At 72.3% G+C, this 21,755-nt stretch carries 16 protein-coding genes and 3 pseudogenes; 4 read left to right on the top strand and 15 right to left on the bottom strand.

Going from position 1 to position 21,755, the window contains the following annotated elements; translation table 11 throughout:
• Positions 1–295: 295 nt before the first annotated feature.
• On the top strand, positions 296–1,210 hold the full coding sequence (locus tag AC3IYI_RS01380) for an IS982 family transposase (RefSeq protein ID WP_489408433.1): 915 nt from the start codon (positions 296–298) through the stop codon (positions 1,208–1,210).
• Positions 1,211–1,228: 18 nt separating this feature from the next.
• Here AC3IYI_RS01380 and AC3IYI_RS01375 read toward each other — a convergent pair whose 3' ends face one another.
• The gene (locus tag AC3IYI_RS01375) at positions 1,229–1,927 is read right to left on the bottom strand and encodes a hypothetical protein (RefSeq protein WP_489408432.1); all 699 of its coding nucleotides are present in this window, start codon (positions 1,925–1,927) and stop codon (positions 1,229–1,231) included.
• Positions 1,928–2,097: 170 nt separating this feature from the next.
• On the opposite strand from AC3IYI_RS01375, the gene AC3IYI_RS01370 reads away from it, so the two are divergent.
• Both AC3IYI_RS01370 and AC3IYI_RS01365 read left to right on the top strand, forming a co-directional pair.
• A complete protein-coding gene (locus tag AC3IYI_RS01370; RefSeq protein ID WP_489408431.1) occupies positions 2,098–2,703 on the top strand; it encodes a TetR/AcrR family transcriptional regulator in 606 nt (201 codons plus the stop codon).
• Between the two features lie 102 nt (positions 2,704–2,805).
• Positions 2,806–3,432 (top strand): annotated as a pseudogene (locus AC3IYI_RS01365) (LacI family DNA-binding transcriptional regulator); the annotation flags it as partial.
• A gap of 40 nt (positions 3,433–3,472) precedes the next feature.
• Here the strand turns inward: AC3IYI_RS01365 and AC3IYI_RS01360 are convergent.
• The 9 genes and pseudogenes from AC3IYI_RS01360 to AC3IYI_RS01320 form a co-directional block, all read right to left on the bottom strand.
• The gene (locus AC3IYI_RS01360) at positions 3,473–4,312 is read right to left on the bottom strand and encodes a PaaX family transcriptional regulator (RefSeq protein ID WP_489408430.1); all 840 of its coding nucleotides are present in this window, start codon (positions 4,310–4,312) and stop codon (positions 3,473–3,475) included.
• A 63-nt stretch (positions 4,313–4,375) separates the two neighbouring features.
• Positions 4,376–5,119, bottom strand: coding sequence for a maleate cis-trans isomerase family protein (locus AC3IYI_RS01355; RefSeq protein ID WP_489411841.1), 744 nt, complete (start codon positions 5,117–5,119; stop codon positions 4,376–4,378).
• Between the two features lie 123 nt (positions 5,120–5,242).
• Positions 5,243–6,157 (bottom strand): fumarylacetoacetate hydrolase family protein, encoded by a 915-nt coding sequence (locus tag AC3IYI_RS01350; RefSeq protein WP_489408429.1) that lies wholly within the window; start codon positions 6,155–6,157, stop codon positions 5,243–5,245.
• A gap of 130 nt (positions 6,158–6,287) precedes the next feature.
• The gene (locus tag AC3IYI_RS01345) at positions 6,288–7,400 is read right to left on the bottom strand and encodes a cupin domain-containing protein (protein WP_489408428.1); all 1,113 of its coding nucleotides are present in this window, start codon (positions 7,398–7,400) and stop codon (positions 6,288–6,290) included.
• Positions 7,397–8,437 (bottom strand): carbon-nitrogen hydrolase family protein, encoded by a 1,041-nt coding sequence (locus AC3IYI_RS01340; protein WP_489408427.1) that lies wholly within the window; start codon positions 8,435–8,437, stop codon positions 7,397–7,399. Before AC3IYI_RS01340 ends, AC3IYI_RS01345 begins: the two co-directional genes overlap by 4 nt.
• Positions 8,438–8,455: 18 nt before the next feature.
• Positions 8,456–10,747, bottom strand: a complete 2,292-nt coding sequence (locus tag AC3IYI_RS01335) for an oxidoreductase (protein WP_489408426.1) — start codon at positions 10,745–10,747, stop codon at positions 8,456–8,458.
• Positions 10,738–11,127 (bottom strand): annotated as a pseudogene (locus tag AC3IYI_RS01330) (acyl-CoA thioesterase); the annotation flags it as partial. The pseudogene AC3IYI_RS01330 and the gene AC3IYI_RS01335, both read right to left, overlap by 10 nt.
• A gap of 168 nt (positions 11,128–11,295) precedes the next feature.
• A pseudogene (locus tag AC3IYI_RS01325) lies at positions 11,296–12,939 on the bottom strand (AMP-binding protein); the annotation flags it as partial.
• A gap of 193 nt (positions 12,940–13,132) precedes the next feature.
• On the bottom strand, positions 13,133–13,624 hold the full coding sequence (locus AC3IYI_RS01320) for an ATP-binding protein (protein WP_489408425.1): 492 nt from the start codon (positions 13,622–13,624) through the stop codon (positions 13,133–13,135).
• Positions 13,625–13,899: 275 nt separating this feature from the next.
• Here AC3IYI_RS01320 and AC3IYI_RS01315 point away from each other — a divergent pair, with 275 nt between their 5' ends.
• Positions 13,900–14,859: an alpha/beta hydrolase fold domain-containing protein gene (locus AC3IYI_RS01315; RefSeq protein ID WP_489408424.1), complete on the top strand. Its 960-nt coding sequence runs from the start codon at positions 13,900–13,902 to the stop codon at positions 14,857–14,859.
• A 211-nt stretch (positions 14,860–15,070) separates the two neighbouring features.
• Here AC3IYI_RS01315 and AC3IYI_RS01310 read toward each other — a convergent pair whose 3' ends face one another.
• From AC3IYI_RS01310 to AC3IYI_RS01290, 5 genes are all read right to left on the bottom strand, one after another.
• Positions 15,071–16,459, bottom strand: a complete 1,389-nt coding sequence (locus AC3IYI_RS01310) for a hypothetical protein (RefSeq protein ID WP_489408423.1) — start codon at positions 16,457–16,459, stop codon at positions 15,071–15,073.
• Between the two features lie 180 nt (positions 16,460–16,639).
• Positions 16,640–17,647 (bottom strand): LacI family DNA-binding transcriptional regulator, encoded by a 1,008-nt coding sequence (locus AC3IYI_RS01305; protein ID WP_489408422.1) that lies wholly within the window; start codon positions 17,645–17,647, stop codon positions 16,640–16,642.
• 156 nt (positions 17,648–17,803) lie between these two features.
• On the bottom strand, positions 17,804–19,354 hold the full coding sequence (locus AC3IYI_RS01300; protein ID WP_489408421.1) for a carboxylesterase/lipase family protein: 1,551 nt from the start codon (positions 19,352–19,354) through the stop codon (positions 17,804–17,806).
• 988 nt (positions 19,355–20,342) lie between these two features.
• Positions 20,343–20,603 (bottom strand): hypothetical protein, encoded by a 261-nt coding sequence (locus AC3IYI_RS01295; protein ID WP_489408420.1) that lies wholly within the window; start codon positions 20,601–20,603, stop codon positions 20,343–20,345.
• A gap of 298 nt (positions 20,604–20,901) precedes the next feature.
• Positions 20,902–21,633: a phosphatase PAP2 family protein gene (locus tag AC3IYI_RS01290; protein WP_489408419.1), complete on the bottom strand. Its 732-nt coding sequence runs from the start codon at positions 21,631–21,633 to the stop codon at positions 20,902–20,904.
• Positions 21,634–21,755: the final 122 nt, after the last annotated feature.

Here is a 21,755-nt window from a genome sequence, read left to right as displayed (position 1 = left end):
TCGGCGCATGCGAGGAGGGCCGCCTGAACAGCTCGCTGGTGTCGAATCACCGAGCATCAGGAGGCTCTGGTGTCGCAGTCTTGCGTGCCGATGCCCGTGCAGTCCACCGCGGGTACTCGGGAGTGTGACTGTTTGGCTCACCGGTTCGTCTCTGCAGTCAGAGCCCGCAGCAGTGTGCAGGGCAGATTGATGCCCGGGTCCGGGTGGGTGATGAAGGTATAGGCGGCGGCTTGTCGCCTAGATGATTGATTCCAAGGGGTAGCTGAACGGACGCGAGGGTGCCCACTCTCAGTTTGTGACGACCGAGATAGACACCCTCGCAACTGCACTGTACGTGCGGGTCGATGACCTTTTGAAGGCTTCGCCGCATCTTGCTCCGTGGCGGCCGCGGGTGGGTCTGGAGCCGAAGCTCAGCGATGCGGAACTGGTCACCCTGGCGGTGATGCAGGCCCTGCTGGGCTTCGTCTCCGAGGCCCGCTGGCTGCGCCATGCCCGTGCTCACCTGCGGCATCTCTTCCCGTACCTGCCGCAGCAGCCGGGCTGGAACAAGCGGCTGCGGCGGGCGTCGGGCCTGGTCAGGCAGGTCCTGCGTGAGCTGGCCACCGACACCGCCCTGTGGGGCGATGACGTGTGGATCGTGGACTCCACACCGGTGGAGTGCGGACGCTCCCGCGAGACCGCGAAACGCTCTGACCTGGCCGGATGGGCCGAGTACGGCTACTGCGCCAGCCACTCACGGTTCTTCTGGGGCCTGCGCCTGCACCTGGTCTGCACTCTGCACGGCCTGCCCATTGCCTTCGCGCTGACCGGAGCCAAAGCCGTCGAACGCGAAGTGCTGCTGGACATCTTCCAGGTAGAACCGGGACTGCTCGCCAACCGGCCACCACCGACGCTGCTGGCGGACAGGAACTACTACGGCCGTGCCTTCGAGAGGGACCTCGCCGACCTGGGGGTCCGGCTGCTGCGGCCGGCCCGCAAGGGTGAACCCGAGCGGGCCGGAGCCGAACTGTTCAAGCCACTGCGCCAGCTGATCGAGTCGGTCAACCAGACCCTCAAGGGACAACTCGACCTCGAACGGCACGGCGGCCGCACACCCGCCGGGGTCACCGTGCGCGTCCTACAGCGACTCCTCGCCCTGACCGCCGCGATATGGCACAACCACAAGACCGGTGGACCGGTCATCCGATCACTGACCGTCTACGACCACTGAAGCCTTGGAATCAATCATCTAGTCGGGAGTTCGTCGCCCAGGAGTGTGGCTGCAAGCCGGACCTCGGCGCGGGCCATCTGGTTGGCGAACCTGGTCTCCCGGTCTGTCTGGGCCGCTCATTTGCCGCGGTCGGCTTCCCGCTCTGCGAGCCGCCGCGGCCAGCCAGTCGTGGCGGATCAGGCTGCTGAAGGGTTCGATCAGCAGCCAGTAGGGTCGGAACCGGCGTACGGACGCCTGGTCGGTCCCGAAGACCCGGGTTTCGGTGTGCAGGTAGGTCCCGGCGCCCTGGCTCGCGACCGAGAAGGCCATCAGTCCCTTGATGTGCCCCGGCTCGTCGAATTCCAGGTACTCGTCGGGCGTCAGGGTGAGCCACTTCTGCCGCAGGGACCACGGCTGTCCGACGAAGCCGACGACGAGGTCCCCGCCCGGGTCGTCCTGGAGCTGGAAGGCGCCCACCCCCTCGTACAGCCCGTCGACGACGGGCGCGGCCCGGTCCAGATACCGCTCCTTGTCGGGGGATGTGAGACGGGCCGGAATGCTGCGCACGAAGACCAGCGGCCTGAGCGCGTACATCTCCGCGGGCTGCACCTCGCGCACCGCCCGCGCGACCACCTCGGGTTCGGCTGGCACGCTCCGGCCGTGGTGGGTGCGCCACTGGTACTGCGGCAGCCAGCTGTCACAACTGGCCATCTTCGGATCTGTCCTGTGACTGCGCATGACGTCGCCTCTCGTCCCTTCCCTCGATGAGATCCGCGCTCGCCGGCTCCGGGTACACCCGGCGAAGCGCTCTCTCGTCCCGCGCGGCGGTGTATGCGGGGCGCCGGTGGGGCGTCCAGCGGCAGTTACGATACCCGAGTTCCGGAACTCGGGTATCGTAAACTTGGGTCATGCCGAACCCGACACCGCGACTAGGGCGCCCCAGAGACAGTCAGATCGACAGCACCGTGCTCCGAGCCGCGCGCGAACTGCTCGCGGAGGTCGGCTACGCCGGGGTGACCATGAACGAGATCGCCGACCGTGCAAGTGTGGGCAAAGCGGCCATCTACCGCAGGTTCGGCTCCAAGGCGGAGCTGCTCTTCGCCTCGGCCGTGCACGGCATGGACATCGAGCCGCCACCGGACACCGGCTCCCTGCGCGGCGACGTCCGCGCGATGGCGGGCCTCGCCCTTGAGCGCCTCTCGACGCCCGCGGCCCGGATGCTGACTCCCGCGCTCATGGTCGAGATGTCCCGCGACCCGGCGCTGGTCGCCCGCTTCCAGGGCACCTTCATCGCACAGGAGCGGCGCGACCTCACGGCGATACTGGAGCGCGCCGAGAAGCGGGGGGAACTGCCCGGGCCGCAGGACCCGACGGTGGCCCATCTGCTGCTGGGCGGCCCGCTGTTCCTCGCGCTGTTCGCCTTCCATCTGCCGGTGGACGAAACCCTGCTCGACGAGCTCGCCGCGGTGATCGCCGCCGGGCTCATCGCCCGCGCCCGGGGCACTGCCGGCTGATTCGGCCCCGAGCCTCCCCGTTTCAGTTGGAAGGTGGCGGCTGAGGGGTGAAAACCCGAAAGTGTCTTCCTGGCCTGGGACGATGAACCTTGCTGAGGGGTTCTGTCGGTCCATGCGGAGGGCGCTTTCTACGTGCCGGCTATCGGCTCGCGTTCCACGGTCCATGTCACGGCGGACGGTTCGGGAACGGTCGGGCATGCCGGGGCACGCCTGCTCGCAGATCTAGCCGATGCGATCGGGCTGACCTCCGCGTATACGGCCGTGCTGCGGCCGTTGCGGCCTCGCGGGACCGGACACGATCCCGGCCGGATCGCGGTGGACCTTTCGGCGATGATCGCCGATGGCGGAGAGACGATCACCGACCTCGCGGTGCTGCGGGATCAGGGCGATGTGTTCGGGCCGGTGGCCTCCACTGCCACCGCCTGGCGGCTGCTCGCCCAGATCGACGACACGGTGCTCGCCCGTCTGTGGTCGGCCCGGGAGATCGCCTGGCTGCAGGCCGCCGAGACGGGTGAAGTGGTCGCCGCCCGCGCGGGCGTGTCCCGATCGAGCGTCTCCCGCGTCGTCAACGGGGAGACCACGGTCGCGCCCGAGATCCGCGAGGTCGTCCTGCGGGCCGTGCGCGAACTGGGCTATGTACCCAACGCCGCCGCCCGCAACCTGGTCACCCGCCGGACCGACGCGGTCGCCGTGGTCGTCTCCGACCCTCCCCAGGGTGTGGTCTCCGACGACCCCCTCGGTCCGCGAATCGTCCTGAGGGAGCGCTCCCTCAGGAGGGGCGCTCCTCGGAGGAGCCCGTCACGTCCCGTACGTGCCGCAGGCCCGGCCCCGCCAGGACCTCGTGCAGCTGCTGGAAGACCTGCCGGGCGCCCACGGCGTTCCAGTCCGCGGGGAGCAGCTCGGCGGGGAGGCCCGGGTCGAGGTAGGGCAGCCGACGCCACTCGGTGAGCATCGGCACGTAGTGGCGGAAGGCCTCGGCGGCGTCGATGCCGTCCTGCAGGGCGAGCTTCGCCGCGACCGGTGCGTACGCCCCGGTGAACGTGGCGTACTGGGCCTGGATCGCCGGGAAGTCCCACCAGGAGCTGACCGCCTCCGGCAGGTCGCTGAACGCGGCGTAGTCGGCGGCGGCGAACAGGTGGACGTACTCGCTGAGGCCGAGCCGGACGAGCATGTCGCGCGCGTCCTCCAGGAGCCGGCCCGGCGCCAGCCACACGCCGGGGGCGATGTTGCCGAAGCCGAGCCAGGTCAGCCTGGTCCGCAGCTGGTAGCGGTGGGAGCGCTCGGACTCCGGTACGGAGAAGACCGCCATGGCCCAGCCGTCCGCCAGGTCCGCCGGTTCGAGGCTGGCGAAGATGCGCCGGTCGCCGGCGTCGAAGACGGGGTGGACGGCCGGGCTGAGCCGGTACCCGGTGGCTGCGCGGCGCTCCGGTTCGAGAACGCCCTTCTTCTTGAGCCGGGAGATGGCCGAGCGCACGGCCTGGCTCTCCACGCCGAGTTCCGACATGAGCGTGATCAGGTCGGCGACGGAGATCCAGCCGCCGCTCCCGCGCACGAAGGCCCCGTAGACCGTACTGATCAACGAGCTGGGCCTGAGGGGGCTGTCCGACATGATCACCTTCCCGTGGTGTGGGGTGGTGATCCTATCGAGGGGCGGCGGCCGGGCCGCCTCCGGTCACCCCGAGGCCCGCGTTCCGGGGTGCAGGGGGGCCTCCGCGTACGCGCCGGAGAGGAGGTGGCCGGCTCCGGGGGCGACGGCCGGCAGGTCGAGGGCGCGCAGCATCTGGTGGGCGGTGCAGACGGCCGCGGAGACGACCGGCTTGCCGAGCAACTGCTCGGCCTCCTCGATGGCGCCGAGCGAGGGCATCTGCACGCAGGCCGACAGGACGACCGCGTCCGCGTCGGCGTAGTCCAGGGCGCGGGCCAGGCCGGGGAGCCTGGCCGGGTCGTGGGCGGCCACGTCCAGGTTGTTCGGGATCTCCAGGGCGTGGTGGTCGAGGACCTCGATGCCCTCGTGGGTGAGGTAGTCGACGACGGTCTGCGTGAGCGGGCGCATGTACGGGGCCAGCAGGGCCACCTTCTTGGCGCCCATCGTGTGCAGCCCGTGGACCAGGGCGCCGGCGCTGGTGACCACGGGGGCGGGGGCCCCGTTCTCCACGGTGCGCGTGTGCAGGCGTTCCTCGGAGGTGCGGTGGTAGCCGAGGCCCATGCTCATGATGGCGACCAGGCAGGCGTAGCCGAGGACGTCGACCCGCGCGTCGGAGAGCTCCACGGCGCAGCGGTCGGAGTCGGCGTCCATGGCCTTGAGCTGCTCGGGCGTCACGTGGGTCATGCGCATGCGGCTGGAGTGGAAGGTGAAGCGGTCGTCGGGCGCGATCTCCATGCGGGCGCGCAGGATCGCGGGCACCTCGGTTTCCATGGTGACGTTGGAACTCGGGACGATCTGGCCGATGCGGTAGGTGCGGGGCGGCACGGGTGCTCCTCGATGGTCGGGGGCCGGGGTGGCGGTGGCCGGGGTGGAGGGGGAGTGGTGGGGCGGGGTTCAGCGGGCGTCGACGACGGGGTTGGCGAGGGTGCCGATGATCTCGACGGTGGCCTCGACGGTGTCGCCGGGCACGAGGAACTCGGGCGGGACCATGCCGGCCCCGACACCGGAGGGGGAGCCGGTCGCGATGACGTCGCCGGGCTCCAGGGTCACGCCCGAGCTGATGTCGGCGATGAGCCGGGCGATGGGGAACAGCATGTGGCGGGTATTGGACTTCTGCTTGGTGACCCCGTTCACCCGCAGTTCGAGGTCGAGGTCCATCGGGTCCGGGACCTCGTCGGCGGTGACCACGGCGGGGCCGAAGGGGGCGTAGGAATCCTGGCCCTTGGAGAAGAACCACTGGCCCGAGCGGCGCTGGTCGCGGGCGCTGATGTCGTTGACGACGCTGTAGCCGAAGATGTGGCCGTACGCCTCCTCCTCGGTCACCCGGAAGGCGGCCCGGCCGATGACCACGGCGAGCTCGCACTCCCAGTCGAGCTGAGTGGTGAGGTCGGCGTTGTGCAGGATCGGCGCCCCGGGGCCGGTGACGGCGGTGGCGGGCTTGCTGAACAGCACCGGACGCGGCGGCAGGTCCTTGTCGGTGTCCAGGCTGCGGCTGGACTCCTCCACGTGCTCCACGTAGTTCAGCCCGACCCCGATGATCTTGCCGGGGCGCAGCGGGGCGCGCAGGGTGACGTCCTCCAGGCGGTGGACGGCCCCGGCGGGCCGGTCCGCGGGGTCGCCGGCCAGCAGGCGGGCGGCCGTCTCCCGGGCGGGGGCGCCGGCCCGGACGAAGGAGAGCAGGTCGCCGGGCAGCTCGACGCCCGCGTGCCGGGCGAGGGCCGCGAGGTCGTACACCAGGCCGTCGACCTGGGCGCCGAGACGGTCGGCGGTGGCGGTCATCGGCGCGGTCGTGTAGGTCACCAGTCGCATCGGTGGCTCCTAGGGGAGAGGGAGTGGGGCGGGGAGAAGGGGCGAGGCGGGGCGGGGCGGGGGCCCGCGGGGGGTGCGCCGCCGCACCGGGACCGGTGTCAGGGCCGGCGGTCCGGTGCGGCGGCGCGGCTCAGGAGGCGGGCTGGTGCCCGCCGTTGTCCGGGTACGCCTCTTCGCGGTGGAAGCCGAGGGACCGCATGACGGGGAAATCGTTGAAGGAGAACAGGCAGGCGTCCTCGGACGGATCGAGGTTGTGGTGCTCGTGCCAGGCCCAGGACGGGACGCAGAACACGTCGCCCTGCTTCCACTCGAAGCGCTGCCCGGCGACCACCGAGACACCGCGCCCCTTGGCCGCCGTGTAGATCACCGAACCGGTGTGGCGGTGGGCCTTGGTGGCCTGGCCCGGGCGCAGCAGCTGCATGTGGGCGCTCATGGTGGGCATCACCGAGCCGCCGGTCACCGGGTTGGTGTACTCCGCGATGACCCCGTCGTACGGGGAGCCCTCGCCGGCCGAGGCCAGGCCGAGCAGGGCCTCGTAGGTCTGCTCCCAGGGGTAGGCCAGCAGGGGGGAGTAGGGCCGGGTCCACTTCTCGGAGCCGTACGGGAGCAGGTTCGCGGCGTAGGTCAGGACCGAGGAGTTCACCACCTTCCCGGGCCGCTGGTACAGCTCGGGGTGGACCTCGTAGAACCCGGCGTCCAAGGCGTTGACCAGCGGGATGTCGAGGCCGTCCTGCCAGATCACAGGGGCGTCGGAGGCGTCGTTGCCGTGCTCGTGCCAGGTGCCGTTCGGGGTGATGGCGAAGTCGCGCGGGCCGACCTTCAGCTTCTGGCCGTCCACGATCGTCCACGCCCCGGTGCCCTCGTGCACGAAGCGCAGCGCCGCGGCCTGGTGGCGGTGGGCGGTCATGGCCTCGCCGGGACCCATGATCTGCAGCCCGGTGTAGAGGAGTCCGGCGGCGGCGCTGACGTCCCTGCGGCCGGGGTTGACCAGCATTACGACGCGGCGACCCGCGTCGTCGGCCCGGACGAGGCCGAGGGCCTTGTGGACGAGGGGGCGCAGCTCCTCGTAACGCCACAGCACCGGAACGGACTTGGGCTGCGGGTACCAGGGCTCGATGTCGTTGGCCACCGTCCACAGCGCACCGGCCTCCAGGGCTTCGAGCTCGCCGTAGTAGGCGGTGAGTTCGGGGGTGTCGGAGACCCGGGCGCGGCCGAGTGCGGTGTCGTCCTGGTCGGTGGTCATGCGTCCTCCTCGGGGGTGGCGGTGGCCGGCAGGGCCATGTGCGGGACGGTGAAACTGACCGGCACGCGCGGCCGGTTGTCCACTTCGAGGCGGAACACGTCGAAGCGGTTGTAGTGCCCGGTGATGTCGTGCATCTGCTTGGGCTGGATGCACCGGTTCAGGTCGATCTCGGCGTAGACGATGCCCTCGACGTCGACGAGCGGCTCCGTGACCGGGCGGCCGTCGGGGCCGAAGATGCCCGACAGGGCGCTGCGCGGCCGGGCGAACAGGGCCCGGACCGCCTCGTCTTCACCGGCGACCGCGTCGACGATCTCGGGGGAGACCGTGGAGCAGGCGACGACCGAGAAGACCTTGCCCTCGAAGCTGTGGGCCGCGGTACGGACGGCGATGGCCTCGGCCATGTCGTAGTCGGTGGGTGCCACGGGCAGGGCGATGTAGCAGGCCGCGTGCACCAGTTCGCCCTGGGCCAGAAGCGTGAAACGGGCCAGCGTGTTGGTGTTCTCCCCGCAGGCGAGCGCGCCGACCGGGCCGACGGGGGTCTGGTGGACGCGCAGGGAACTGCCGTCACCGCCCGTCCAGGTGAGCTTCTCCGCCCAGGTGGGCACCAGCTTGCGGTGCACGCCGAGCAGTTCGCCGTCGGGGCCGATGGTCAGCAGCGTGTTGTAGAGCACGCCCAGACTGTGCGGGGCGCGCTCGTTGACGCCGATGACCAGCACGACCCCGTACTGGCGGGCCGCCGCGCGCAGGGTGTCCACGTGCGGGCCGGGGACGTCGATGGACGCCCGCTGCAGGCGCTCGAACCAGGGCGAGCCCTGGACCGGGTTCATCGTCCAGTTCCAGTACGGATAGCCGGGGACGAACGCCTCGGGGAAGACGACGAGTTCGGCGCCCTTGCCGGCGGCCTCAGCGATCAGGGCGACGGCCTTGTCGACGGTGGCGGCGGGATCGAGGTAGACGGGAGCGGCCTGGACGGCGGCCGCGGTGAAGCGGGGCAGGTCGTTCGGGGAACGGGCCTCGCGGGTCTCGCGGATCTTCATGGGGGTCGGCCGTTCCGTTCAGAGGGCCGGCGCGGCGACGCGCGGCAGCCATCGCTGGTGCACCGGTGCGGCGGGCTGCCGCAGCAGTTCGAGGCGCGGCGGCACCCGGTCGGTGCGCGCCGCCGGCGGCCGGGCGCTGCCGGCCCGCCATGACCGGGCCCACGGGGCGGCCGGTCCGCGGTACCCCTGGGCCACGGCCGCGTGCAGGGTCCACAGCGGGTCGTGGAGCTGGGCGCGGCCCACCGCGCACAGGTCGGCGCGGCCCGCCAGGATCACCGAGTTCACGTCGTCGTAGGTGGAGATCGCGCCGACGGCGATGGTGGCCACCCCGGTGGTGTTGCGGATCAGGTCGGCGTACGGGGTCTGGTAGCTGCGGCCGAAGGGCGGCCGCTCGTGGGAGACGACCTCGCCGGTCGACACGTCGATCGCGTCGGCGCCCGCCGCGGCCAGGGCGCGCGCGATGTGCACGGCGTCCGCCGCGCTCAGGCCTCCTTCGGCCCAGTCGGCGGCCGAGACGCGGACCAGGAGGGCCTTCCCGGCCGGCCACACCGCCCGTACCGCGCCCAGCACTTCGAGCGGGAACCGCAGCCGGTTCGCGACATCTCCGCCGTACTCGTCGGTGCGCAGGTTCGTCAGCGGGGAGAGGAACCCGGACATCAAATGGCCGTGCCCGTACTGGAGTTCCAGGATGTCGAAGCCGGCCCGGTCGGCGCGCTCGGCCGCGCGCACGAAGTCCCGTACGACCAGGTCCATATCGGCGCGGGTCGCCTCGCGGGGCAGCGGGCCGCCCTCGTCCCAGGGCAGCGGGGAGGCGGCCAGCAGCGGCCCCCCGGCCGCCCGGCGGCCGGCGTGGGTGAGCTGGATGCCCAGGCAGGTGTCGGACTGGCCGTGCGCGAAGGCGGTGACCCGCCGCCAGGCGGCCTCCTGCTCGTCCGTCCACAGACCCGGGCAGCCCGCGTCGGTGCGGCCGTCGGCGCTCACCGCCGTCATGCCGGCGATGACCAGGGCCGCGCCGCCGAGGGACTGGGTGCCCAGGTGGACGAGGTCGAAGTCGCCCGGAACCCCGTCGACCGCCGTGGACAGCGCCATGGGCGGTACGACGATCCGGTTGCGCAGGCGCAGACCGCCGATCCGGAAGGGCCGGAACATGGGCGGCACCGGCGCCGAGGCGTTGACGGCGGTGGTGAACTCCTCGTCGCGCACACGCAGGTTGTCGTAGGTGACCCGGCGGCTGCGGGTCAGCAGGTTGAAGGCGAACTGGTGCGGATCCTGGCCGGTGTACCGGTCGATGTTCTCGAACCACTCCAGGCTGGCCTGCGCCGCCCGCTGCGTGGACTCCACGACGGGCCTGCGCTCGTCCTCGTAGGCCGCCAGCGCACTCTCCACGTCGGGGTGCTCGTGCAGGCAGGCGGCCAGCGCGAGGGCGTCCTCCATGGCGAGCTTGGTGCCGGAGCCGATGGAGAAGTGGGCCGTGTGCGCGGCGTCCCCGAGCAGCACCGTGTTGCCGTGGCGCCAGGTCTGGTTGCGCACGGTGGTGAAGCGCAGCCACTTGGAGTTGTTGGGGATGAGCCGGTGGCCGTCCAGGTGCCCGGCGAGGACCTCCTCGCAGCGCCGGATGCCCTCCTCGTCACTGGCGCCGGGCGCCAGGTCGACGCCGGCGGACCCGGCGAAGCCGCCGCGCTGCCAGGTGTCCTCGTCCATCTCGACGATGAAGGTGGAGCGGGTGGAGTCGTACGGGTACGCGTGCACCTGGAGCGTGCCGAAGTCCCGTTCCTCGACGATGAAGGTGAAGGCCTCGAAGACCTTGTCCGTGCCGAGCCACATGTAGCGGCCCGCGCGCTCGTCGAGATCGGCGCCGAAGGTGTCGGCGTAGGCGGCCCGGGTGGCCGAGCGCACGCCGTCGCAGGCGACCACCAGGTCGTATTCGGCGGCCAGTTGCTCCGGCGGAGGGGACTGCGTGCGGTAGCGGACGTCCACCTCCAGGGCGGCGCAGCGCTCCTGGAGGATCTCCAGCAGCCGACGGCGGCCCAGAGCGGCGAAACCGTGCCCGCCGGAGGTGAGGGTCCGGCCGCGGTGGCGGACGTCGATGTCGCTCCAGCGGGCGAACTCCGCCGACATCGCGGCGTGGACGAAGGGATCGGCCTGCGCGATGCCGTCGAGGGTCTCGTCGGAGAAGACCACCCCGAAGCCGAAGGTGTCGTCGGGAGCGTTGCGCTCCCAGACGGTCACCTCCCAGTGCGGGGAGATCTGCTTGGCCAGGGCGGCGAAGTACAGGCCGCCCGGCCCGCCTCCGATGACTGCTATGCGCACGGGGCGCCTCCTCGGTTGTTCTCGATCAGTTCGGGGGCCTGCCGGCCCGCCTTCGTGAGGACCTCGCGGACCTCGTCCGGCCAGGGGGTGGTCCCGGTCGCGCGGGCGGCGGAGTGGGCGATCACCATGCGGCCGGTGGCGGCCTCCGTGCCGTCCGGGCCCTCCGTGCCGTCCGCGCCCGCCGGGGCCGGCTCGCCGCGGACGGTGAAGGCGTAGTGGAGGGAGCTCGTGCCGACCTTGGTGACCCGCAGCTCGGTCCGTACGGCCTCGCCGAACCAGAGCCGGGCCCGGTAGTCGGCCTCGAAGTGGACCCGGGGCGTACTGCCGAAGAGGTGCGACAGGCCCAGGCGGCGCAGCAGCACGGCCTCGGCCGCCTCGACCCAGCGGATCACGGTGGAGTGGTGGTAGTGGCCCGCCGCATCGGTGTCGGTCCACTCGACCCGGCGCTCGACGACCACGCTGGGCAGGTGCGGCACCTGCGCCTCGGGACACCCGGCGGCGCAGCCGCCGTCCTCCGGCGCCGGGGCAGTGGTGGTGGGGGCGGCCTCGGCCGGCTCCCCTCCCCGGGTGCGGAGTTCGGCCCGCCTGAGCTTGCCGGTTTCCGTACGGGGGAGCTCGGTGACGAACTCCACCGCACGCGGGTACTTGAAGGGGGCGATGGCCGCCTTGACGTGCTCCTGGAGCGCGCGGACGGTCTCCGGGGCGGCCGGGACGCCCGCGCGCAGCACCACGTACGCCTTGACGAGCATCCCGCGCCGTTCGTCGGGGACCCCGACCACGCCGCAGTCCGCCACGTACGGGTGGTCGGCCAGCGCCTTCTCGACCTCGGGCCCCGCGATGTTGTAGCCCGAGGAGACGATCATGTCGTCGCTGCGGGCCACGTACCAGAAGTAGCCCTCGGCGTCGCGGATGTAGGTGTCGCCCGTGATGTTCCAGCCGTCCCGGACGTACGTGGTCTGGCGCGGGTCGTCCAGGTAGCGGCAGCCGGTGGGCCCGGTGACGGCGAGGAGGCCGGGCTGCCCGTCGGGGACGGGCTCTCCGTTCGCGTCCACCACGGCGGCCCGGTAGCCGGGGACGGGCCGGCCCGTGGAGCCGGGGCGGATGTCCTCGTCGGCTGCGGAGATGAACACGTGCAGCATCTCGGTGGCGCCGATGCCGTCGATGATGCGCAGCCCGGTGGCGGCGTGGAACTCCTCCCACACGGCGGCGGGCAGGGGTTCGCCCGCCGAGACGCAGCGGCGCAGCCCGGCCAGCAAGCCGGCGGCGCCCGCGGCCAGGATCGCGCGGTAGGCCGTGGGCGCCGTGAACAGGACGGTCACCCCGTGAGCGGCCACGAGGTCGGCCAGCTGCGCCGGCGTCGCGGTCTCCAGGAGCAGGGTGGCGGCTCCGACGCGCAGCGGGAAGATGACCAGACCGCCGAGCCCGAAGGTGAACGCGAGCGGCGGGGTGCCGGTGAACACGTCGTCGGGCTCCGGCCGCAGGACGTGCCGGGAGAAGGTGTCGGCGTTCGCGAGCACGTCCCGGTGGAAGTGCAGGGTGGCCTTGGGGCGCCCGGTGGTGCCGGAGGTGAAGGCGATCAGGGCCACGTCGTCCGCGGCGGTGTCCACGGAGGTGAAGACCCCGGTCTTGGCCGAGCAGCGGACGGTGAGGTCGTCCTCGCCGGGGCCGCCGTACGCGACGACGCGTGGGGCGGTGTACTCGGCGGAGCCGTCGGCGCCGGCAGCGGCCGATTCGAGTTCCTCGAGGTAGCGGTGGTCGCACAGGGCGACGGCGGGGAGGCTGATCTCGCACAGTGCGGCGAGCTCGGTGGCGCGCAGCAGCGGCACCGTGGTGACGGCCACTCCGCCCGCCTTGAGCACGCCGAACCAGGCGGCGACGAGCCAGGGGTTGTTCGGGCCGCGCAGCAGTACGCGGTTCCCGGGGAGCAGGCCCAGGTCCTCGGTGAGCACCTGGGCGACCTGGTTGGCACGCCGCAGCAGCTCGCCGTACGTCCAGCGCTCGTCGGGGGTCAGCAGGCAGGGGCGGTCGGGTCCCCAGCGCTCGACGGCGTCGTCGAGGAGGCTGTGGGCGCAGTTGAGCCGGTCCGGGTAGTCCAACTCCGGCAGGTCGAAGTGGAGTTCGGGCCAGAGGTCGAACGGCGGGAGCCGGTCGCGGCAGAAGGTATCGGCGTGCGCCGAAGGGGAAAGCTCCATGGGGCGGCACCTCAATCAGGGAGCAGCGGGGGAGATGGGGCAAGTATCTCGATAAATTGGCGGCCGTCAATTCCTCGCCATATTTCTGTGAGGTGATCGTGCTCTCGGGCGGCTCTCCGGCGGCTTCCGGGCGGCTCTCCGGCGGGCCTCCTCCGGCCCCCTCTCGAGCCCGCGATCCGCGCCGATCCGCCTGTCAGGCGGCCGGCACGCGAACCCGTGCGGACTTGCCGAACTCATCTGCCTGGACGCTGAGTTGACCTCCAGCCTCGGTGGCCATCAGGTGCACGATCAGCAGGCCGCGCCCGTTCTCGGCGTCTAGGTCCGCCTCGCCCCGCGGGTGCGGCAGCCGTGGCAGCGAGGGGGCTCCGTCGGCGACCTCCAGCTGGAGCCATCCCCCTCGCAGGGAGATCCCGACGCGCAGGCGGCCCGCGTCGGCGGCGTGCAGGACGACGTTCCCGACCAGCTCGCTCACGGCCAGCAGCAGGACGTCCGCGATCTCGGCGGAGATTTCCCAGCCGTCGAGGACCGAGCGCACCCGGGAGCGGATCAGGGGGACGGTCGCGGCGGTGGGCTCCGCGGCCCAGTGGTCGAAGCCGCGGGCCCGGGAGGCGGCCGCGGAGGTCGGGTCGGCCAGGTCGGCCGGGGCGGCGACGGGGCGCGTGGCGGGGGGTGTGGAGGTGAGCATGGCGTGCTCCCGGAGGGGAAGGCGACGACATTCGCGCGGTGGCTCGTGTAACTGCCGGGGAAATGGGACTGCCCGTGCTCTTGTGGTCTGCGGAAATGCGTCGCTAGAGTCGTGATTACACGTGTAACACGCTAGGCCTCCTCCCCGGCTCGCGCAAGCATTTCGGACATACGTTACGAAGCCTTGTCCGTAGCGCTCCGTGCTCACTCGGCCGCGGTGTGACCCGCACCTGAACCCCCCCGGCCCCCCGGGCCGAACAGATTGGAAGGGCCGCAATGACGCAATCGCTCCCCGCCGCGATCGATCCGGCGGACATGACCTGGCCGCCCCCGCCGTTCCGGACCCCCGTGTCCGCCGTCGTGGGCGCGGACGGGGTCCGCCGCTTCGAGGGGATCACGTACGCGACCTCGCCCGGCTACCGTCCCCGCCTGCTCGACGTCCACGTACCCGCGGGCGAGGGCCCCTTCCCGGCCGTGGTGTGGATCCACGGAGGCGGCTGGCTGGACGGCGACCGGCGCTATCCGCCGCCGACCGTGCCCGTGGAGCTGCTGCACGGGTCGGTGCTGGGGGCGGGGCTGGCCCTCGTCTCGATCGACTACCGGCACAGCCTGGAGGCCCCGTTCCCGGCCCAGCTGCACGACGTGAAGGCCGCGATCCGCTACGTCCGGAAGTTCGCCTCCGTACTGGGCATCGACCCGGACCGGATCGCGGTCTGGGGCGAGTCCGCCGGTGGCCACCTCGCGGCCCTGGCCGGAGTCGTCGGCGCGGACACCCCGGACGCGGCGGAGCTGGAGGGCACGCACGGAGTGGGCGCCGGCGACACCGCCGTACGGGCCGTCGTCGACTGGTACGGGGTCTCCGACCTGCTCACCCTCGCCGAGCACCCCATGCCGGCGTTCCCGCCGATGCCCGGCGGAGCCGAGTTCCCCGACCCGTACGAAGCCCTCCTCGGCGCGTCCGTCGCCGAACGCCCCGAGCTGGCACGGGCCGCGAGCCCCGTCACGTACGCCGTCGAAGGCTCGGAGCCGCCGCCGTTCCTCCTGGTCCATGGAACCCTGGACGGACTGGTGCCCTACAGCCAGAGCGAGGAGCTCGCCGCGGCTCTGGCGAAGGCCGGGGGCGAGGTCGTCCTGACCCCCGTGGAAGGCGCCGACCACATCTTCCTCGGCTCTCCCGACATCGACCGCATCGTCACCGACAGCGTCGCCTTCCTCGCCCGCCACCTGAGCGCCTGAGGTCCCGTAGCCGGTGAAGGGACGGCGCCGGCGGTGGGCGTTTCGGCACCGGGGCGCCCGCTGCCGCCGCCGGACCGGTCGGGTCCCCCCCTACGCCCCGTAGGCGGGAGGGGGGACCCGGAGACGGCGGCCGACCGGCTCGCGGACGGCCACCCGCCGGAAGGCGCGGGCATCACGGCCCCGACGAGACGGCCCGGCTCCGGGAGGACCGTCAGTCGGTGCAGCCGGGGACCGTGCCGGTGGGGCTGCAGTTGTTCGGCTGATTGGCGCGGACGACATCGCCGTTCAGCGTGAGGACGCCGGACGCCTTGAAGATGCCGCCGCCGTCACCCGCCCGGTTGTGCCTGATGGTGTTCTCCTCCAGCGTGGTGGTGCCCAGTCCCTCGGCTCCCCCTGCGTGGTAGAGGCCGCCGCCCTGCGCGGTGCCGTTCTTCGCGGTGGCCGTGTTGCGCAGGACCTTGTTGCGCTTGGCCGTCAGCGTGCCGCCGTCGGGGTTGTCGAGGCCGCCGCCCTGAGCCGTGCCGCCCGGTGCCTCGACGGTGTTGCCGGTGATCTGGCTGTCGGTCAGGTCGAGCGTGCCGAACGGGCCCACGCGGACGCCACCACCGCGCGCGGTGCCGTTCTTCGCGATCGCCCGGTTCGCGCTGATCTTCACGTCGCTCACGGTCATCAGGGCGTTGTTCGCGATGCCCCCGCCCTGGGCGAAGCCGTGCGGAGCGTCCGAGGTGTTGTCCGTGATGGCGCCGCCGGTGACGGTCAGTCTTCCGGGCGCCGGGACGCCGTTGGAGACGGCGGCGCGCGCGAACCCGCCCGGGGCGAAGGAGCGGTTCTTGCTGATGACCGTGTTCGTGACGGTGGTCTCGGCGAAGCTGATGAGGCCGGCTCCGAAGGCGAAGCTCTTGGTGTCCTTGGTGGCGGTCGCCGTGTTCCCGGTCAGCCGGGAGTCGGTGACCGTGAGCGGACCGTCATTGGCGATCGCGGCGCCCGCGGCGCCGCCGCCGAGGTCGCTGCCGCTGTAGATGACCTGGTTTCCGGTCACCTCGGTCTCGCTCACGGTTCCGGTACCGGGGTTGTCGATTCCGCCGCCCTGGGCGAACACGTCGGACTGGGACGTGTTGCCGGTGATCTTGCTGCGGGTCACGCTCATCTTGCCGGTGTTGGAGATGCCGCCGCCGCAGGCCAGGCCCGGGGGATCGGGGAAGGCGGGGCAGTCCGTGGCGAAGCCGCCGCTGATCGTCGTGCGGGCGAGCGTGAGGTTCCCCGTCGGGCCGACGAGGAGGATCCGGAACTTCGGCACCTTGTGCCCGCGCCCGTCCCGCCGGATCGTGGACCCACGTCCGTCGATGGTGATCTCACTGGTGATCACCGGCAGCCCATTTCCGGGGTTCCCGGGGTCCGGCGCCGTCAGTTTGTACGTGCAGGTGCGCGCCAGCTGGAGGGTGTCCGGTCCGGGTGAGGCGTTCGCGGCGTTGATCGCCGCGACGAGATCGGGAACCGAGCAGCGAACCTGCACCGTGGCGGCGTGAGCGGCCGGGGCGGGGACCGCCACCAACGCGCCCGCGACGAGGCCGAGGACGGCCGGGACATGCCGACGAGACATCGGGGGACTCCTCCTTCTGCGCTGTTGGCCGGCCGTCGGGGGACCGCAACCAGCCGAGCCCAGCCGACCACGCGCGCCCCCCTTCGGCTTCCTGGCTTGATCCATACAGGCGGGCGGACAGCCCGGACGGAGCACGAAGGCGTGCGAACGGGCCAAGGAGCGCGAGGGGTTCTCAGGCTCTCAGGAGGTCTCGCGTTGGACGAGGATCGCCTCTATCTCGGGTACGGGCGCCGTGGTGCCCGTCTCGATGAGGTCGTGCACGGCGTCGGCGACCATGGCGGGCGAGGCCAGCTCCAGGCGGATGGAGGTCAGCGGGGGTTCCTGGAGCCCTGCGAGGATCAGGTCGTCGGAGCCCACGACCGCCACGTCCTGCGGGACGGAGATCCCCTCGGCCCGCAGCGCGTGGAGGAGCAGCGCGGCGTACTCGTCGTTGTACGCGAACACGGAGTCCAGCCCGAGGCTCCGCCAGCGCCGGGCCAGCGCGGTCGCGGACTCCCGGGTGTACGAGAGCTCCACTGGGGTCACGGTGGCCATGTGCCGGGCGGCGACCGATTCGGCGCCGGCGAGCCGCGGCGCGGCGAGCGTGGCGAGGCCGCGCTCCTGGGGCATGACCACGCCGATACGGGTCCGGCCGCGGGCGATCAGGTGCTCGGCGGCGGTGGCGCCGATGGCGGCGTGGTCGAAGCCGATGGTGTGCACGCCCGGTACGGGGCGGGCGGCGAAGGCGATCAGCCCCCGCACGCCGGCGCGCCGCAGCAGTTCCGCGGCCTGCGCGGTGAGGCGGTCGCCGTCGAGGGCGATGACGGCCGCCGGGCGCAGTTCGGCCCAGGCGCGGGCGGCGTCGAGGGGATCGGCGAAGCGCCCCGCGTGCAGGACCGCGGTGTAGCCGTGCCGGTCCAGCTCGCTGTGCAGTTCGTCGACCCAGTCGCTGACGAGGCGGCCGACCGCGGAGATCGACGCGGGCATCAGGACGAGATTGCTGCGGCCGGCCCGCAGGGACCGTGCCGCGGCGTGCGGTACGTAGCCGAGCTGCCGGGCGGCGTCGAGGACGCGGGCGCGGGCGGCTTCGCCGACGCGGTGGCCCTGGGTGTCGTTGAGGACGAAGGAGACCGTGGCGCGGGACACCCCGGCGAGGCGGGCCACGTCGGCGCTGGTCGGGGATGCCGGAACAGGAGTGTCTTTGGCCATGACGTCGATCGACGCTCCTTTTGATCGGCTCGATGCCTTCCATTCGAAGGTTACACGAGTTAGATCAAGGGAGCGCGGGCCCGCCCGGATGGGCGGGCCGGGGTGGGCGGGCCGGGGTGGGCAGGCCAAGGTGGGCAGGCCAGGGTGGCGGAAGCGTCACCGGGGTCGGTCGAGCGCCCCTTCGTGCAGGCGCAGGGAGTCCCCGGCGAGGTCGTCGAGCGCGGTCACCACGGAGTCGAAGCGCATCGTGGTGCGGGTGTCCGTCTCGTACGGGCTCCACGTCGGCATGCCCGGATGGTTCGGGTCGCCGGTGCGGACGAAGGCGATCCAGGACTCGTGCATGGTGTGCGCGAGTCCGTCCCGGACGGCGGGGTCGAGCCCGCCCGTCAGGGGTGCGTGGGCCCACTGGTCGAAGTTGGCGAAGGCGAAGGGCAGTTCGAGGCAGTGGGCCGCTCCGAGCCGGCCGTCGTAGGCGGCCGCGGGGAGGTCGAACTGGTAGGCCCACACCGGCCGGCCCGCCGCGGCCCGCGCTTCGGCGAGCCGGAGGGCCGGCACCCGGAAGAGCTCGTCGGTGATGAGGTCCATCAGGACGCCGGCCGGCCCGGCCCCGGGTCGGGCGTGCTCGTACGCCGCGTACACCCCGGGGGCGGCGTCGGGGCCGAAGGTGTCCGCGATCCGGTCGGTCACCTGCTCCCGGGAGGCCGCGGCGTAGACCTCGTTGAGGGCGAAACCGAAGTTGGCCTCCTCCCGGGTCCAGCCGATCATCACCTCGATGCCCGCGGCGGCGCCGTGCAGCAGGGCCTGCGCCGGGTGGCGGGGCAGGGTGACCCCGTCGATCACCGGCAGGAACGGCGTGGGCCAGTACCCCCAGCGCGTGGTCAGCGCGAAGAGCCCGCCCATGGCGCCGATCAGCTCGGGCCAGGGCACGGCGCGGAGCTCGCTCAGGGTCTTGACCCCGGCGAGTTCCAGGTACGCGGCGGTGCGCTCCCGGTAGGCGTCGGGCGCGGGGAGGTCCAGCCCGAAGGGCGGGCTCATCAGGATCACCCGTCGGATCAGCTCCTGGGCTTCGGGCAGTCCGGCGAGGGCGGCAGTGGACACGGCGCCGCCCGACTGGCCGGCGACGGTGATCGACCCGGGGTCGCCGCCGAAGGCGGAGATGTTCTCCCGTACCCAGCGCAGGGCGGCGAGCTGGTCGCTCAGCCAGTGGTTGGCGCCGGCGCCGTCCGGTTCGTCCTCGGTGCCGGTGTGGAGGTAACCGAGCGGGCCGATGCGGTAGTTGATGCTGACGACGACCAGGTCTCCGTCGCGGGAGAAGGTCGCGCCGGAGTAGTTCGGCAGCGACCCGGAGCCGGAGACGAAACCGCCTCCGTGGATCCAGACCAGCACGGGACGCCGGGCGTCGTCGACCGCGGGCGTCCAGATGTCGAGGGTCAGGCAGTCCTCGTCGAAGGGCGGCGAACCGTGCCCGCCGAGGACGGGATCGCCGCCCTCCATGTACATCTGCGGGGCGCTGGGCCCGTCGGTGGTCGCGTCCCGGGTGCCGCTCCAGCCCGGATGCGGCCGTGCGGGCCGCCAGCGCAACTCGCCGACCGGGGGTGCGGCGTAGGGCACGCCCCGGAAGGCGGCGAGCCCGTCCTCGACCGCGCCACGGAGCGGGCCCGCGGGCGGATGTGCCACGGGGTGATCGGGTCCTGGGGTGGGTGCCATGAGTCGATCCTTCCTGGGCCGCGCGCCGAACGCGCGCCGGCCCGCCAAGAGTATGGCGTGAATTCTGCGACCGTCAATGTTTCGCGATAGTTGGACTGGTTGGCGGACGGCCTTCGGGCCGGCGAGGGATAGCCGACCGCGGCCGGTCCGCACGAGAGCCGGACCGCGCGTGCGGGGCCGCAGCGCGGGCAGCCCGTCGGCGGTGCGCGCTCCGGAGGGGCGGCCCGCCCGGACGGCCCGCCATTCCCGGAAGGTCTGACCCCGGCCGCGACGGCCGCTGGACGCTCTGGGAATGCCGGACGGTCCTGACCATCGATGACCCTGTGGCCGGCCGGCCGGCCGGCCCGGCCTGGCCTGACGGCCTGGCCCGGCTCGTTCGTACGCCCAGGCCCGCTCGGCCGTCTTGTGTCGGAAGGCCTTGGCTTGGCGACTCGGCAGCGCCGGAAGGCCCGGCCTTGCTCGGAAATGCTGCTCTGGGTGAATTCCTGTGAGGGACAATGCTCGGTGTGACGACTTGAAGAGCACCGGCCGGGCGGCAGCATTGGCGGAAGGTCGGGACCTGGGCCACGCTTCTCGAGGATGGTCGACGAGCATGTGCCGCCTGCGGAACGTCCGTCTGCTCGTACCAGTACCGCGTCCATCCGCCCGAGTCCTCGATGTTCGAGCGCTGCATCGGGCTCGCCTGGTGTTCCAGTTGCAGGATCTACTCCGGCAACATGGTCCAGGTCCCGCGCAAGCGGGTCCTGGTCGACCTCTTCTCCTCTCTGCCTCCTGAGCAGCGAGACCGGGTTCTCCGTTCGGAAACGCGGGTGATCGAGTTCCTGGACCGTCAGGTTCGAGGAGGCCGAGGTTAGGGCCCGTCGGCTGGCCGCGATCCGGAGAAGCCGCGTGTGCAGCAGCCGTTTCGCTCTTCCGAGCATGCCGCGCTTGGGGGCTTTGAGACCGTTGACGCGGCCCTCGACGACGGGCCCGGACGGCCAGTCGGTGCTCATCCGTAGACGACGGCGTCCAGTTCGGTGAGCGGTCCGGGGGCGAAGCCGGCCAAGCTGCACGGCTCGTCCCCACGGACGTCGGCGATCCCGTGGCGCAGCCGGTCTCCTTCGCGGGTGGTCATGAGGGCGGCGAAGGTGCGGACGCGGCCGCCCGCAGTGGCCGTGCCCTTGGGGCAGCAACCCCACGGGGTCTTCAGCCACCGCGGTCCTTCCTGGCGTAGGCGGTCCGGGTGGCGCCCGGACGGGGCGTGCTGCACGCCGGGCTCGCGGGGGTGGCTCGTGTCGCCCCGACGCCTGGTGCCGCCGGAGCGCCCTGCGAAGGTGGCCCGTTGGCCCATCCTGGGGGCCCGGCCGGTCTGTACGGACCGCCTGGATGGTGGGACGGCCCGGTCGGGTCTGGCGGCCCGGACCCCGGCTGGCATCGTGGTCTGGCCTACCGGGTCTGACCGTCGGGGCGCTCGGAAGGCGTGGTCCTCAGGGACGGCGCTGACAGGCCACCCGCTCCCGTCGGATGAGAGCCTCGGCCGGACCGTCCCTGAGCATCGCGGAGGGCGGTCAATCCCAGAGGGTGTCGGACGCCATGCGTTCCGCCTCCGTCTCCAGCAGGGGGGCGAACGCCCGCCACAGGAGCAGGCAGGCTCCCACGGCGGCTAGGGCGCCGGCGAAGGTGTCGCTCAGCCACTGGGCGTGCTGCCAGGTGCGGCTCCACATCATGGCGCCGGTGTAGCCCGCACCGAACAGCCACCACCAGCGCCGGCCGCCCGGCGGGAACAGCACCACCGCGGCCGCGATCACCAGTGCCACCGCGCTGAAGACCTGGCCGGAGGGGTACGAGCCGTCGTTGACCAGGGTCCAGGTGTGCGGGGGCCGCGGTCGGTCGGCCAGCTGCTTGAGCGGTAGTACCAGGAGCACTTGGGCCAGGACGGCCGTGGTGAAGACGAAGAGCGCCGACCGCCAGCGTCCGTACATGCACAGGCAGCCCATCAGCAGCAGCGGCACGACCGTGCCCAGTGGCCCGCCCATACGGTCGAGGACCGTGGCGAACCCGCTGGCGGTGTCGGCGGGCGATCCCTTCAGCGAAGAGGCCCAGGCGTCGTCGAGGCCCTGGAAGAAGGGCCGTTCGTCCAGGCGAAGGAGCAGTCCCATGAGCACGGACAGCAGGGTCAGCGCCGCGCCCCAGGCAAGGGCGTGGCGGGGCGGAGCCGCGGGGACGGGCCGCCGGGGCGGTCGACTGGGGATCGGAGGTGGGGTGACGGCGTGACGGGGGAAGCCGGGGAAACCGGACATGGCGGAACCTTTCGTGGCCGCCTCCCCGGGTGACGGGGGAGCGTGGGAAGGCGGCGGACGGGCGCGAAGCGCGGGGACGGAAAGGAGCGGACGCGCCGAAGGGCGCGTGCCGAGGCGGTTCG

This window comes from Streptomyces sp. GL_148 (assembly GCF_057834205.1).
The sequence above is the reverse complement of the archived record's forward strand: the minus strand, read 5'-3'. Positions and strand labels throughout refer to the sequence as shown.